We start from the raw sequence: 14,449 nt of genomic DNA, 5'->3' as shown, positions 1-14,449 counted from the left end.
GACATTATGAGCAATATTACAATCTATCATAATCCAAATTGTGGTACTTCTCGCAATACGCTTGAAATGATCCGAAATAGTGGAATAGAGCCTGAAATTATCCATTATCTAGACACACCACCATCTAAACAGATTTTAGAAAAAATCATTGCTGATATGAATATTTCAGTTCGAGCATTATTACGAAAGAATGTTGAACCTTATGATAAATTAGGTCTTGGTCATATTGATGCTACTGATGAGCAACTTATTGATTATATGCTGCAATATCCAATATTAATCAATAGACCTATTGTTGTGACACCATTAGGAACTCGGTTATGCCGTCCTTCAGAAGTCGTTTTGGATATTCTTCCAAAAGCACAGAAAGGTGCCTTTTCAAAAGAAGATGGACAAAATGTTGTCGATGAAAAAGGGAATAGGCTGATATAAAAGAGTCTATTAACTATTTTTACAGTAATAGAAGCCTCGTTAAGACGAGGTTTTTTTGTTGTAGGTTGTAGTTAAGAAGCCAACACCATCTGACTTGAGAAAGAAGGAGGGCGGAAACGACAAAATAAAACACCCGCAAGCAGGTGTTTTATCATATTCAGCAAATATCACTTATTCTTCGAAGTACCAATATCCTTGATTGATAAATTCGGTTAATTCCGCAACAAAAGCAGGGTTCTTCAATGCTTCACCAAGTTGATCTGCTCCAATTTCTGTAAATTGGCATAATGCATTTGCTCCCTTCGTTTCTTTGGTAGCCCAAGCTTCTGTATTTACAAAGAAACTCTCTTCGATGCGTAGGACGCGCAGTCCGCTTAGTCGGATCAGTTTTTCACCGTCATTCAACGCATTCAGTACTTCTTCTGGCTGATAAGGTGGTTCTGAAGGTGCAATATCTAGCTCATGACGCGGTGTAGTTGCAAAACGGCCTAACCACTGTTCAAAATCACCAGGCTTGTTGATCATCTCAATCATCATGGCGCGCAGGCGTTCAACTTCATGAGCTTCCATTATTCCTGCATTGTCGCGTACTGTTAGGTTTGGATCGCCATAATTGATCCCACCCAGATCTTGTTCTAGTGCATAGTCTGCAAAGCTACTCAGCAAATCACGGCCATTTGGTCCACGAAAGCCGACAGAATAATTCATGGTATCTTCGAAGGTGAAGCCATCGTGAGGGAATCCAGGCGGGATATATAAAATATCTCCCGGTGCCATTTCCACATCAATAATTGGCTCAAACGGATCAACATGCAGTAATGCGGGATGAGGGCAGAACTGGCGCATTGGCAGGGCATCACCCACACGCCAGCGACGACGTCCCATTCCTTGAATGATAAAAACATCATAGTTATCAATATGTGGTCCGACACCACCTCCCGGCACTGAATAGGAGATCATCAGGTCGTCAAGACGCCATTCAGGCAATACTCGAAATGGTTTCACCAGTTCAGCTGCTGGCATATGCCAATGGTTGACAGCTTGAACTAACAGTGACCATCCTTCTTCGCCTAATTCGCTGAAGTCTTCAAACGGACCGTGACTTGCTTCCCATTTGTTGCCAGTGAGGCTAACAAGGCGGCTGTCGATTTCTGGTTCCATTGCAAGACCAGCCAGTTCATCTGGTGTGATAGGATCAACAAAATCAGGAAATGCGTTTTTCAGTACAACAGGTTTTTTTTGCCAGTATTTTTCTAAAAATTCAGGCCAGTTAAGATTCAGTTTGTTAACCATGTGACCACATCTGTATCAATGAGTAAGTTGGTAATTATAGAAGTAATGCATTGTGATATTTTTGTTTGGCGTCAAATGGTAGTTAATAACTGTCAGGGGAATGTTTGTAGCTTTGAAGAAAAAACAAAACTATATTCAAGCTTTAGAAAAAGCATTGGTAAATAAGTGTTAAGTTAAGAATCAACCAACATCACATCAACCAGCCAAAAACAGAGATTTCAATGCCTATCCGTATTTGGACACCAAGATTCGCATAATGTATATTATGTTAAATTGAATTCAATGTATAAACTCAGACTTTGTGAACCTTATTAATACCCCCACATAATGGCCAATTTCGTATCAAACCTTCTCCTTACCTTTTTACATTAAAATACTGAGCAAATATTTAATAGTTAATGATGAACAAAAACGTAACGCTTTTATTTTAATGCATCAACTCGATACTTATTTATCTAATGCGTTGTTATCTTCTATGCGATTAATGGAAGTGAAAAAAGGAGAATACTTAATAACGCAAAATAGCCAAGCAACACATTTATACTGCTTAGTGGAAGGAAAATTACAGATTGAACGCTACGAAATAAATGGTGAGCATGTGGTTTTTTCTTTTGAACAAGCTTTCTGTGTTATTGGCGATTTAGAGCTTTTCTCAGCCAAAGATGAAATGGTGTTTAGTACTGTACAAGCCTTAGTACCTTCTTATTTATTAGCGTTACCGCTTTCTATTGTCAGACAAAAAGCATTACAAGATGCAAATTTTTTGACCTTTATTTGCCAACAATTAAGCCAAAAACTTTATCAATCATCGTTAAAACACTCTCAATCCCCCTATTCTTCAGAATTTAAATTACGCCGATATTTATTTTTTAAAACTCAGCAAGAAGGACTCTCTTTTCAATTAGAAAAAAGAGATCCATTAGCGGCAATGCTTGGGATCTCTACCAGACAATTAAACCGCGCGTTAGCACATTTAGTGAGTATTAAAGCGATTACATTAAAGAACAAATCGATAACGGTATTAAATTGTGAATGCTTATCCTACATTGATAATTCAAATGAATAGGTTTTAAATAATAGATATTCAATTGAATATCAACTAATTACCTCATCTCTATCTTGTTCATTTTTTTTGATCCCTTAAAGCAAATGTTTTAAATGGTAATGAAATAAACTTGAGCTACAATTTAATAAACCTGCTGGAATAAACATAAAAAAACTTACTTTTATATCTTTAATTCATTTTAAAAAGAAATAGTTATCTGTATTGCTAATAAAGCGCGGTACGCTCACACCTTTTATTTAATAAAGGGTTAATTCCTTTTAAATAGGAAATCAAAAATCATGAATAAAACTTTCGCGACTGAAATATTTATCAATGGTGAGATCCATACTCTTGATAGAGAAAATCCTATCGCTCAAGCGATAGCCGTCTATCAAGGTAAATTTCTTTTTATTGGCTCAAATGATGAAGCGATGCAGTTTCAAAATGCAGAAACAAAAATCATTGATCTAAAAAAACACATTATTATTCCTGGGCTTAATGACTCGCATCTTCACCTTATTCGCGGTGGATTAAATTATAACCTTGAATTACGGTGGGAAGGCGTACCTTCGCTTTCTATTGCTCTTGAGATGTTAAAGGCACAAGCACAAGTGACACCGTCACCGCAATGGGTGCGTGTTGTTGGTGGTTGGAGCGAATTTCAATTTGCAGAGCGCCGTATGCCAACGCTAGATGAAATAAATGCGGTTTCTCCTGATACGCCAGTTTTTGTATTACACCTCTATGACAGTGCATTGCTAAACAAAGCCGCTTTACGTGCGATTGGTTATACCAAAGAGACACCCAATCCACCGGGAGGCGAAATTCAGCGTGATGAACATGGCAACCCTACCGGATTGTTGATAGCAAAACCCAACGCTATGTTGCTCTATTCTGCATTAGCAAAAGGCCCTAAATTACCCCTTGAATATCAAGTGAATTCAACTCGTCAATTTATGAGAGAACTCAACCGCCTTGGTGTAACTAGCGCTATTGATGCGGGTGGTGGTTTTCAAAATTATCCTGAAGATTATCAAGTCGTTGATGAGCTTGCCAAGAATAATCAATTAACTATTCGTATTGCTTATAATTTATTTACCCAAAGACCAAAACAAGAATTTGAAGATTTCCAACAATGGACATCAATGGTATCACCTGGTGATGGCAGTGATTTTTATCGTCATAACGGTGCGGGTGAAATGTTAGCTTTTTCTGCGGCTGATTTTGAGGACTTCTTACAGCCAAGACCTGATCTTCCTGAAAATATGGAAGCTGAATTAGAAAAAGTGATCCGTCATTTAGTCGAACATCGCTGGCCATTTCGTTTACATGCCACTTATAACGAATCTATTAGTCGTATGTTAGATGTCTTTGAAAAAGTAAATAAAGACATTCCTTTCGATGGATTACATTGGTTTTTCGATCATGCTGAAACCATCAGTGAGAAAAATATTGAACGCGTTAAAGCGCTTGGCGGTGGATTAGCAATTCAACATCGTATGGCATTCCAAGGCGAATATTTTGCACAACGTTATGGCACAAAAGCACTGAAACAAACACCGCCTATCGCCAAAATGCTAAATGCAGAAGTGCCTGTGGGATTAGGTACAGATGCAACCCGTGTAGCTAGTTACAATCCGTGGACAGCGCTTTATTGGTTAGTTTCTGGGCGTACTGTGGGTGGTCTGCAAATGTATGACGGCGATAATCGTTTAGAAAGAGATACAGCGCTTATGTTATGGACGATGGGGAGTTCATGGTTCTCCAATGAACAAGGTAAAAAAGGTCAAATTAAAGCAGGTCAACTTGCCGATTTTATCGCCCTTTCTGCTGATTATTTTCGAGTGCCAGAAAACGAGATCAAAGCAATTGAATCACTTTTAACGGTAGTGGATGGAAAAATTGTGTATGCAAATGGTGATTTTTCATCATTAACACCGCCGTCTATTCCCGTATTACCAGATTGGTCGCCTGTGATCAAAGTGCCAGGTCATTATTCTTATTTACAACAAGAGACAAAAACAGCGGTATTAAATCAGTTACATCAATGCTGTGGTGCCTGCCATGTTCATGGGCATCAACATGATATCGCTCGCCAATCATCCATTCCTATTTCAGATGATAATGCATTTTGGGGCGCTTTAGGCTGTTCTTGTTTTGCATTCTAATTTTTATGATAACGATGGTCGGTAATTTATTTACCGGCCATTTCAAACAAAGAGAGATAAGACGATGGCAACGCAACGCGCCTCTGCATGGTCGCCCTTACGTAATCGCATTTTTTTCGTATTATGGATGGCAACGCTATTTTCTAATATTGGTACTTGGATGAATGATGTGGGTGCTGGTTGGTTGATGACAAACCTAAGCCCTGATCCCGTTATGATTGCTGCTATTCAAGCCATGACGACATTACCTGTTTTCTTATTAGCACTTCCAGCTGGAGCCATTGCTGATATTTTCGATAAACGAAAACTGCTTATTTTCGTTAATATCTTAATGCTCTGTGCTGCCACTCTATTGGCTGTTTTGGTTTATTTCAATGTTATCAGTATTGGCTGGTTATTATTAATTACCTTTGTTTTGGGTTCTGGAGCAGCGTTTTTAGGTCCTGCATGGCAAGCTATTGTGCCAAGTATTGTTGAGCCTCATGAATTAAAATCAGGTATTGCCTTAAACAGTATGGGAATTAATATCAGCCGTGCAATAGGCCCCGCACTTGCAGGTATTTTGATTTCTCAAGTCGGTCTTTATCTTCCATTTTTACTTAATGCCTTGAGCTTTATCGCCATTATCCTTGCTGTCTGGTGGTGGGAAGGTGAGAAAAAAGAAGAAGAGAAACTCCCTGCTGAATCTGTTGTGGCAGCAATGATCTCTGGTTTACGTTATGCGCGTTATAGCCCCGCGTTGATAAAAACGATTATAAGAGCCACCAGCTTTTTTATTTTTGCAAGTGCCTATTGGGCAATGTTACCGCTAGTGGCTCGTGTCTCATTGCAAGGTGATGCGACATTATACGGTTTATTAACGACTAGCATTGGTATTGGTGCTGTCGTTGGCGCATTTAGCTTATCAACATTACGTGAAAAATTTAGCACCAGCACACTCATTGCTTTTGGCACCATAGGTACAGCTTTGGTGTTATTTATTTTTGCCAGTGCAACTTCAAAATATCTCGCTATTTTCGCCAGTATGCTTGCAGGATTTAGTTGGATAATCACCCTTTCCACATTAATGGTCTCCGCACAAACAGCATTACCTAATTGGGTTCGTGCGAGAGGTCTTGCACTCTATTTAACTGTGTTTTCAGGCTCTATGGCGTTAGGATCTCTCGTTTGGGGACAAATCGCTTCACATACTTCAGTGACGATCGCGTTACTGTGTGCAATGGTTGGGATTATTTTAGTTTGGTTATGTGTTTTGCGTGTCAAATTAGAACACGACAACATCAACTTACAGCATTCAGAACACTTTATTCTTGATGATGGACTTATTGAGATCACAACAGATAAAGGCCCTGTGTTAATTACCGTCAATTATCAAATTGAAGCAATTCACCGTGAGCAATTTCTCAGTTTAATGAATCGACTAAAAACGGTTCGTTTAAGAGATGGCGGTTATTCATGGGGATTGTTTGTTTCATCTGATGCGATTACGGAAAATAACGCTCAAACTTATATGGAAACTTTTATGGTGGCTTCTTGGGCTGAGCATCTTCGTCAACATGATCGCGCGACAATGGATGATAAACAGTTGCAACAACAATTAGATAAAATAATTAGCGCTAAAAAAGTGACACACTCTTTTTCTGCTTTTTCACGTAAGAAGTAATTAATTAGCCAAGCCATTAAAACTTACTGAATTAACTTAATGGCTTGGCTTAATAAACGTTTTATTGATAAACAATCTCAAGATCTAACGTGGCATTTGCTGTTCCAGGAAAAACGTCCTTCTCCATTTGTTTGTAATAACCTCTAAAATTCAATGTTACTTCACCCTCATTTTTTGCAGCACTAATCACGGTATTACGTTTATTTAATTCTAATGTAGTCCAATTACTGCCATTAACGCTGTACTGTGTTTCAACGCCCACACCTTTGGCATTATCAGATGATGTATTTAATGCAAGTACGGTGCTATTTCCTGAAAATGCAGTGCCTTTAGGCGTTAAAATAACGGGTAAACCTTCAGGACAGTCTAAGGTTAAATTCCAATTAATAATAAATAGAAATGGTATTAGTCATTATGGTTAAGGATTTAATGGGTGTGTTGTAATCAACACGTTATGCTGGATCTGGATAACAATGCATCACCTTTATTTTATTCAGCCTAGTTTATTGCCACTCTCTCCGCTTTCTTGTACTCTGCACCGCTTCTTACCTTTGAAATAACTAAAACGTATTTGAGAAAATCATGACAGGACATATTTCTAAAGATCCGCTACATGGCATCACTCTTGAAATGCAAGTAAATGCACTAGTAGCAAAATATGGTTGGGCTAAATTAGGGCAACTCATCAAAATTAACTGCTTTAGAAGTGATCCTAGCGTGAAATCGAGTTTAAAATTTTTGCGCAGAACACCTTGGGCACGAGCAGAAGTGGAAGCGCTATATCTTGATTCTCTTGAAGCAGATATTGATGATGTGATTGAAGTTATCGATCACCTAGACTGTGATCCGTGGGCGAATAGTAGGAAGAGATAGGTGTTTTTATTTCCCTTTTGCCATGATTATCTCACTCATCCCTAAACTCTTTTGGCGTCATACCAAATTCTTTTTTAAAGATAGAGTAAAAATATTGCAGTGATGGATAGCCACACATCACAGATATTTCTTGTATCGCAAGTGTTGTGGTGGCTAATAAATTTTGAGCCCGTTTGAGCTTTTCTTCATAAATAACCGTGTGAATTGTCTTGCCAATTTCCTTTTTAAAGCGTTGTTCTAAATTAGAACGCGACATATTAACCGCATCTAAAACTTGCTCCGTTTTTATCCCCTTGCAAGCATTGTAATAAATATAATGCATAGCCTGTACAACGGTAGGATCGTTAAATGAATGGAAATCTGTTGAACGACGCTCAACAATTTTAACAGGGGGGACTAATATTCTTTGCTGTTTATCTGTTGAGTGCCCTTCTAATGTTTGATGTAAAAGCTTTGCTGCTAAATATCCCATTTGCCGTGAGCCTTGTACAACAGATGAAAGTGCAATGCGCGATAAATAACGAGTCATATCTTCGTCATCAATACCGATAATGCTTATTTCTTCAGGCACATTAATATTTAAATTATCGCAGACTTGCAGTAAATGACGCGCTCTTGCATCGGTGACTGCAATAATCCCTGTTTGTGGGGGTAATGTTTGTATCCAATCGGATAAACGGTTTTGCGCATGTTGCCAATTTTCTTGGGTAATATCCATGCCGTTATAAACAATGCCCGGATATTTTTCACTGGTGACTAATTGACGAAATGCATGCTCTCGTTCATTAGACCAATGAGGGTGATCTTTGGCTGGTAAACCATAAAAAGCAAAGTGTTTAAGCCCTTTTTGCTTTAAATGTAAAAAGGCTTGCTGGACTAATTCATAATTATCTGTGGCGATATAAGGTACAGATGGATAATTTTCTTCTTGATGATAAGAACCACCCACACCAATAACTGCTAATGGTAATTGGCTTAAATGTTTTGTAATAATGGGATCATCAAAATCAGCAATAATACCATCACAAACCCAACGGTTTATATTATCAAGCCGAGTACGAAAATCCTCTTCAATAAATACATCCCAATGACACTGTGATGCTTGAAGATATTCTCCAACACCCTCAACCACTTGTCGGTCATACACTTTATTAGCGTTGAATAACAGCACAATACGAAAGTATTTATCTTTTTTCATTTTACTCTACCTAATTACCCAGCCAGGCATTAAACCACAGCTTTAATTTTGCTAGAACTTGCTTTCATCGCTATGTGACTACTATCACACAAGCCAAATTTCGTAATAGCAAAGTAAAAAATAGGAATAACCAATGTTAATAACAACGAGTATTTTGTTTTTAAACCCGATTGCCGAGGAGATTTCTCATGTATCAGAATAACTTTAATAAATTAATTTCTAGGCAAAATACCTATAGTGCAAAATGGTGTAATAGTAACGCCAATGTTATCCCGTTATCTGTTGCAGATATGGATATTCCTGCGCCTGATTTTATTATTAATGAACTCACTCAATTTAATCTTAAAGGCATTTATGGCTATACCGACCTGAGCCATGATTGGAATAATGTTGCTGCCAATTGGTTTAAAACGCAATATCAGTGGGTTGTTGCCCCTGAGACGATTGTGTTTTGTCCTCGTATTATTCAAGCGGTTTCGCTTTATATTCAAAACTTCACACAAATTGGCGATAAAGTCACAACGCTGTCACCAGCTTATCATCCTATTAGCAATGCCGTTTGTGTCAATCAACGTGAACTATTAGAAAGTCCGTTGATTTATCGTGACGGCTATTATGAAATTGATTTTGATGACTTGGAAAGTAAGTTTAAACAGTCTGTCTGCTTTATTTTGCTATCGCCACATAACCCAACAGGAACGGTATGGCAAAAAAGTGACTTATTAAAAATAGCGGAACTTGCGCAAAAATATCAGGTTTTTATTATTTCTGACGATGTGCATGCAGATTTTATTTTTGATGACGCAACTTATCACCCTATTTCATCAGTAAATACATATGTAGAACAACACTCCTTTATTTGTACTTCTCCCGCTAAAACATTCAATTTAGCTGGCCTTGAAATTGCCAATATTGTTATTGCCAATCCTGAATATCGTGAAAAATTCAAGCAATGCTTAATTGCTGCGGGTATTCATAATCCTGGCTATTTTTCAGTGCCCGCTTTTTTACAAGCCTATACCTTACAAGGCCAACAGTGGGTTGGTGAATTAAAAATGTACCTTGCTGATAACCGTCGTTGGGTAAAAGAACAATGTGAACGTTACTTTCCTAATTGGGTTATCACACAAAGTCATGGCACCTACATGCTATGGATCAACTACCAAAAGATGCAGTTATCTGAAGAACAACTAAAACATTGGTTTGTTTCATTAGCTGAAGTGGAAATGAGTTGGGGGCGTGGTTTTGGTGCGGTTGGGGATGGTTTTTTCCGCATTAATATCGCGACACCTCGTTCAATATTAGAAACCGTTTTCACTCGGCTTATTCGTACCTTACCTCATGCCAGTTCGGAATAAATTACAATGAAAACGCAAACGATAAACAGCCCGAGAACACCTACATTACTCGAATCACTCTTTCCTATATTCACCATGGTGGTGCTATTAGGCGGAGGCTACGCCGCTTTTGATTTACCACCAGAGCCTTTAATGGTGCTATCTACCGTTGTAGCTGCGCTATTAGTAAAACGATTAGGATATCGCTATGACGAGATCTTAACGGCAATCTCACAAAAAATTGCTAAAACCATGCCAGCATTGCTGATTTTAATCAGTGTGGGCTTATTAATAGGCACATGGATGATTGGTGGCACCATTCCACTGATGATCTATTACGGATTAAAAATGATCAGCCCAGAAATGCTGTACGTTACGGCATTATTGGTCACATCATTAGTATCAGTCTGTACGGGAACTTCATGGGGCTCTGCAGGAACCATCGGCGTTGCTTTTATGGGCGTAGCTGTAGGTATGGATGCTAACCTTGCCGCAACCGCAGGTGCGGTAGTTGCCGGCGCCTATTTTGGTGACAAACTTTCACCATTATCAGGTGATACTAACCTTGCAGCTATGGCAGCTAGAATCGACCTTTATCAGCATATCTGGCACTTACTTTACACCACACTGCCTTCTCTGATTTTAACGGCGATTGTGATGACTGTTTATGGCATGAATGGCGATTTAGCTGGTCAAGGTGTGCCAGAAAAAGTGACATTAATTACAAATGGTCTTGAGAATGTTTATAACTTCAATCTAATCCTTCTCATTCCAGTCTTAGTGATTTTATATGGTTCAGTAACGAAAAAACCGACTATCCCAGTGATGTTAGCTTCTGCCGCTATTGCGATGTTTAACGCTTATCTTATTCAAGGTTTTGGTTTACATGACATCGTAAAAAGTGCCGTTGATGGCTTTAATGTCTCGATGATCCAAGGTAAAGAAGTCCCTGAATTATTAGGTAATTTATTAAATCGTGGTGGCATGAACTCAATGATGAGCACCTTGCTTATCTGTTTCTGCGCCCTCTCTTTTGCCGGTACTTTATCGTTAAGTGGCGCATTAGAAGTGATTGTCCATGCATTGTTAAAAATGGTTCACTCAACAGGTTCAATGATCTTAGCCACAATTGCTTGCGGGCTAACCATGATTGGCGTGACCTGTAATGGACAAATCTCAATCCTTATTCCTATCGAAATGTTACGCGGTGCCTATATCGAACGAGGATTACACCCTAAAAACCTCGCTCGTACTGTCGAAGACTCCGCCACTATCTTTGAACCTATTTTACCGTGGACAGCCGCAGGGGCTTATATGGCAGGTACGTTAGGTGTTGCAACCTTAAGTTACTTACCTTGGGCCGTATTGTGCTGGAGTGGCATCTTCTTTGCCATGCTGTGGGGTTTCACGGGCTTTGGCATTGCCAAATTAACACCAGAAGAGCAGGAAGAAATGACTGCTGAGCTTGAATCACATTCAGAATTACAACTTGATACTAAATAAGGACGGTTCCATGTCTTACTTTGATAAAATTGAACAAATTCAATATGAAGGCACAACAAGCGATAACCCATTAGCGTTTCGTTACTATAATCCTGATGAGATTATTTTAGGTAAGCGAATGGAAGATCACCTAAGATTTGCGGCTTGTTATTGGCATAACTTCTGCTGGAATGGTTCTGATATGTTCGGTATCGGTACTTTTGATAGACCGTGGCAAACACCGGGTGAAGCCTTAGGGCAAGCAAAACGCAAAGCTGATGTTGCCTTTGAATTCTTTCATAAACTCAATGTTCCTTTCTACTGTTTTCATGACGTCGATGTTATTTCTGAAGGTAATAATATCAATGAATATATCTCTAATATGGCGGCAATCACCGATGTATTAGCGAGAAAACAAGAAGAAACCAACGTTAAGTTATTATGGGGAACGGCAAACTGCTTCACTAATCCTCGTTATGGTGCAGGTGCGGCAACTAACCCAGATCCTGACGTTTTTGCATGGGCAGCGACACAAGTCTGTGAAGCGATGAAAGCGACAAAAACACTGGGTGGCGAAAACTATGTATTATGGGGCGGACGCGAAGGCTACGAAACGCTATTAAACACGGATTTACGCCAAGAAAGAGAGCAAATTGGCCGTTTTATGCAGATGGTCGTTGAACACAAACATAAAATTGGTTTCCAAGGCACATTATTGATTGAACCCAAACCACAAGAGCCGACAAAACATCAGTATGATTACGATACTGCGACTGTTTATGGTTTCTTAAAACAGTTTGGCCTTGAAAAAGAAGTCAAAGTAAACATTGAAGCAAACCACGCTACATTGGCGGGACATAGCTTCCACCATGAAATTGCCACTGCCATTGCGCTAGGGATTTTAGGCTCAGTTGATGCTAACCGTGGCGATCCACAATTAGGTTGGGATACAGACCAATTCCCAAATAGCGTAGAAGAAAATGCACTCGTGATGTATGAAATTCTTAAATCAGGTGGCTTCACAACGGGTGGTTTAAACTTTGATGCTAAAGTTCGTCGTCAAAGTAATGATAAATATGACCTTTTCTATGGGCATATTTCAGGAATGGACACGATGGCAATGGCGTTACGCATTGCGGCAAGAATGATCCAAGATGGTGGACTTGATAAATTCACTGCACAGCGCTATTCAGGTTGGAGTGCTGAATTTGGTCAAAATATCTTACAAGGTCAATTAAGCCTTGAAGATGTGGCGAAATATGCACAAAGCAATACCTTAGCACCACAGTTACAAAGTGGACGCCAAGAAATGCTCGAAAGCTTAGTGAATCGCTATATTTTTGGTTAATAGCATCAATGTAATAACACAGCGGGTTTTCCGCTGTGTTTATTAATTAGATACAGGTCATGAGGTAACTTCATGTATTTAGGGCTAGATTTAGGCACATCAAGCGTTAAAGCGATTATAATGAATGAACAAGGTGACGTTGTCACTAGCCATTCAGTTCCTTTAACAATTTCACGCCCTCACCCTCAATGGTCAGAACAAGATCCACTACAATGGTGGCAAGCAACAGAAGAAGCCATTCTTCAGCTTGGATGTCATTTTCCAATGGATCAAATTGAGGCGATTGGATTAAGCGGACAGATGCATGGCGCCGTTTTGCTTGATGATCAGCAAGCGGTTTTACGTCCTGCAATATTATGGAATGATGGACGCAGTTTTAAACAGTGCCAAATGCTTGAGGCGCAATATCCTCAGTTTAAAAAAATTACGGGTAACTTAGTTATGCCCGGCTTTACTGCGCCAAAACTACAATGGGTTGCTGAATATGAACCTGAAATCTTTCAACGCATTGCACATGTTTTATTACCTAAAGATTTTTTACGTTGGAAGATGAGCGGTAATTTCGCCAGTGATATGTCAGATTCAGCTGGTACGCTTTGGTTAGATATGCAAAAGCGAGATTGGAGTGATGAGCTTTTAAAGGCAACAGGATTAACGCGTCGTCAAATGCCCACGTTGTTTGAAGGTAATCAAATAACGGGCTATCTATTGGCTGATATCGCTAAAAAATGGCAGATGAAACAAGTACCTATTATTGCTGGTGGCGGCGATAATGCAGCAGGTGCAATTGGCGTGGGTGTTTATCAACCAGGTCAGGCAATGCTTTCTTTAGGTACGTCGGGTGTTTATTTTGTGGTGAGTGAACAGTTTCTCCAAAATAGTGATAATGCCGTACACAGTTTTTGTCATGCATTACCTAATACTTGGCATTTAATGTCGGTGATGCTGAGTGCTGCATCATGTCTTGATTGGGTGTGTCAACTAACAGGTATTGAGAGTGTGAGTGCGATGTTTGAAGAAATTGAACACGCTACTTTTGCTGATAGCCCTCTACTTTTTTTACCTTATCTTTCAGGTGAACGGACACCTTATAACAACCCTAATGCGAAAGGTATCTTTTGGGGATTAACCCATGAGCATCAACGAGCTGATTTATGCCAAGCGGTTCTAGAAGGAGTGAGTTTTGCGTTACGGCAAGGTATTGAAGTTGCTGAAAATGCAGGTCAATCAGCTGATAATATTACATTAATTGGTGGTGGAGCCAGAAGTGGATATTGGCGGCAACTGCTTGCTGATATTACAGGAAAAACACTTGATTATCGCCAAGGAGGTGATGTTGGCCCTGCTCTTGGTGCAGCAAGATTGGCTCAATTAGCGGTAAATCCAGCACATTCATCACAAGTTATTCTTTCTCAACCTAAGCTTAAAAAACGTCATACACCAAATTTAGAAAAACATAAAATATACGATAAAAAATATCATGCATTTAAAAAGTTATATTCATTAATAGAGACGATGGAAATATAACAATATTGCGTCAATATCAGGGTATTTAGAGCAATTAATTGAAAGTAAAACCTTTAAGGTAACTCCTTGCTAGTAATCGAATT

General features: G+C 39.1%; 13 protein-coding genes. 10 read left to right on the top strand and 3 right to left on the bottom strand.

Translation table 11 applies throughout. The features are described from left to right. Nucleotides 1-6 precede the first annotated feature (6 nt). Nucleotides 7-432 carry a glutaredoxin-dependent arsenate reductase gene (gene arsC / locus ABN212_RS06175; protein ID WP_198619536.1) on the top strand — a complete coding sequence of 142 codons (426 nt, stop codon included), beginning with the start codon at nucleotides 7-9 and terminating at the stop codon, nucleotides 430-432. A gap of 171 nt (nucleotides 433-603) precedes the next feature. Here arsC and ABN212_RS06170 read toward each other — a convergent pair whose 3' ends face one another. Further along, the gene (locus tag ABN212_RS06170; protein WP_349443007.1) at nucleotides 604-1,725 is read right to left on the bottom strand and encodes a cupin domain-containing protein; all 1,122 of its coding nucleotides are present in this window, start codon (nucleotides 1,723-1,725) and stop codon (nucleotides 604-606) included. 430 nt (nucleotides 1,726-2,155) lie between these two features. Between ABN212_RS06170 and ABN212_RS06165 the strand changes: the two genes are divergently transcribed. The 3 genes from ABN212_RS06165 (at nucleotide 2,156) to ABN212_RS06155 (ending at nucleotide 6,601) form a co-directional block, all read left to right on the top strand. Beyond that, nucleotides 2,156-2,791: a Crp/Fnr family transcriptional regulator gene (locus ABN212_RS06165; RefSeq protein WP_198625609.1), complete on the top strand. Its 636-nt coding sequence runs from the start codon at nucleotides 2,156-2,158 to the stop codon at nucleotides 2,789-2,791. 278 nt (nucleotides 2,792-3,069) lie between these two features. Beyond that, a complete protein-coding gene (locus ABN212_RS06160; RefSeq protein WP_349443006.1) occupies nucleotides 3,070-4,938 on the top strand; it encodes an amidohydrolase in 1,869 nt (622 codons plus the stop codon). A gap of 64 nt (nucleotides 4,939-5,002) precedes the next feature. Continuing rightward, a complete protein-coding gene (locus tag ABN212_RS06155) occupies nucleotides 5,003-6,601 on the top strand; it encodes an MFS transporter (protein ID WP_040133174.1) in 1,599 nt (532 codons plus the stop codon). A gap of 61 nt (nucleotides 6,602-6,662) precedes the next feature. On the opposite strand, the gene ABN212_RS06150 is transcribed toward ABN212_RS06155, so the two are convergent. Next, entirely contained in the window at nucleotides 6,663-6,944 is a 282-nt protein-coding gene (locus ABN212_RS06150; RefSeq protein ID WP_332872699.1) for a fimbrial protein, read from the bottom strand. On the opposite strand from ABN212_RS06150, the gene ABN212_RS06145 reads away from it, so the two are divergent. Then, on the top strand, nucleotides 6,868-7,023 hold the full coding sequence (locus ABN212_RS06145; RefSeq protein ID WP_232806245.1) for a hypothetical protein: 156 nt from the start codon (nucleotides 6,868-6,870) through the stop codon (nucleotides 7,021-7,023). The two genes, ABN212_RS06150 and ABN212_RS06145, sit on opposite strands and share 77 nt — an antisense overlap. Before the next feature lie 160 nt (nucleotides 7,024-7,183). Beyond that, on the top strand, nucleotides 7,184-7,474 hold the full coding sequence (locus ABN212_RS06140; protein ID WP_349443005.1) for a VF530 family protein: 291 nt from the start codon (nucleotides 7,184-7,186) through the stop codon (nucleotides 7,472-7,474). A gap of 31 nt (nucleotides 7,475-7,505) precedes the next feature. Here the strand turns inward: ABN212_RS06140 and ABN212_RS06135 are convergent, their stop codons facing one another. After that, complete coding sequence (locus ABN212_RS06135; RefSeq protein WP_040133172.1) at nucleotides 7,506-8,672, bottom strand: XylR family transcriptional regulator; 1,167 nt, start codon at nucleotides 8,670-8,672, stop codon at nucleotides 7,506-7,508. 188 nt (nucleotides 8,673-8,860) lie between these two features. Here ABN212_RS06135 and ABN212_RS06130 point away from each other — a divergent pair, with 188 nt between their 5' ends. From ABN212_RS06130 to xylB, 4 genes are all read left to right on the top strand, one after another. Then, a complete protein-coding gene (locus ABN212_RS06130; protein ID WP_198619532.1) occupies nucleotides 8,861-10,030 on the top strand; it encodes a MalY/PatB family protein in 1,170 nt (389 codons plus the stop codon). Between the two features lie 6 nt (nucleotides 10,031-10,036). Beyond that, the gene (gene nhaC, locus ABN212_RS06125; protein WP_098942911.1) at nucleotides 10,037-11,512 is read left to right on the top strand and encodes a Na+/H+ antiporter NhaC; all 1,476 of its coding nucleotides are present in this window, start codon (nucleotides 10,037-10,039) and stop codon (nucleotides 11,510-11,512) included. 10 nt (nucleotides 11,513-11,522) lie between these two features. Next, nucleotides 11,523-12,839 carry a xylose isomerase gene (gene xylA, locus ABN212_RS06120; RefSeq protein ID WP_349443004.1) on the top strand — a complete coding sequence of 439 codons (1,317 nt, stop codon included), beginning with the start codon at nucleotides 11,523-11,525 and terminating at the stop codon, nucleotides 12,837-12,839. A gap of 72 nt (nucleotides 12,840-12,911) precedes the next feature. Further along, nucleotides 12,912-14,366: a xylulokinase gene (xylB, locus tag ABN212_RS06115; protein ID WP_198619530.1), complete on the top strand. Its 1,455-nt coding sequence runs from the start codon at nucleotides 12,912-12,914 to the stop codon at nucleotides 14,364-14,366. Nucleotides 14,367-14,449: the final 83 nt, after the last annotated feature.

This window comes from Proteus genomosp. 6 (genome assembly GCF_040139785.1).
Classification (GTDB): domain Bacteria; phylum Pseudomonadota; class Gammaproteobacteria; order Enterobacterales; family Enterobacteriaceae; genus Proteus.
This window is presented reverse-complemented; position numbering and strand designations above follow the sequence as displayed.

What these genes read in the sequence shown, in the direction of transcription:
- arsC (WP_198619536.1), top strand. Translation starts at nt 7, where the DNA reads ATGAGCAATATTACAATCTATCATAATCCAAATTGTGGTACTTCTCGC.
- ABN212_RS06170 (WP_349443007.1), bottom strand. Translation starts at nt 1,725, where the DNA reads ATGGTTAACAAACTGAATCTTAACTGGCCTGAATTTTTAGAAAAATAC.
- ABN212_RS06165 (WP_198625609.1), top strand. Translation starts at nt 2,156, where the DNA reads ATGCATCAACTCGATACTTATTTATCTAATGCGTTGTTATCTTCTATG.
- ABN212_RS06160 (WP_349443006.1), top strand. Translation starts at nt 3,070, where the DNA reads ATGAATAAAACTTTCGCGACTGAAATATTTATCAATGGTGAGATCCAT.
- ABN212_RS06155 (WP_040133174.1), top strand. Translation starts at nt 5,003, where the DNA reads ATGGCAACGCAACGCGCCTCTGCATGGTCGCCCTTACGTAATCGCATT.
- ABN212_RS06140 (WP_349443005.1), top strand. Translation starts at nt 7,184, where the DNA reads ATGACAGGACATATTTCTAAAGATCCGCTACATGGCATCACTCTTGAA.
- ABN212_RS06135 (WP_040133172.1), bottom strand. Translation starts at nt 8,672, where the DNA reads ATGAAAAAAGATAAATACTTTCGTATTGTGCTGTTATTCAACGCTAAT.
- ABN212_RS06130 (WP_198619532.1), top strand. Translation starts at nt 8,861, where the DNA reads ATGTATCAGAATAACTTTAATAAATTAATTTCTAGGCAAAATACCTAT.
- nhaC (WP_098942911.1), top strand. Translation starts at nt 10,037, where the DNA reads ATGAAAACGCAAACGATAAACAGCCCGAGAACACCTACATTACTCGAA.
- xylA (WP_349443004.1), top strand. Translation starts at nt 11,523, where the DNA reads ATGTCTTACTTTGATAAAATTGAACAAATTCAATATGAAGGCACAACA.
- xylB (WP_198619530.1), top strand. Translation starts at nt 12,912, where the DNA reads ATGTATTTAGGGCTAGATTTAGGCACATCAAGCGTTAAAGCGATTATA.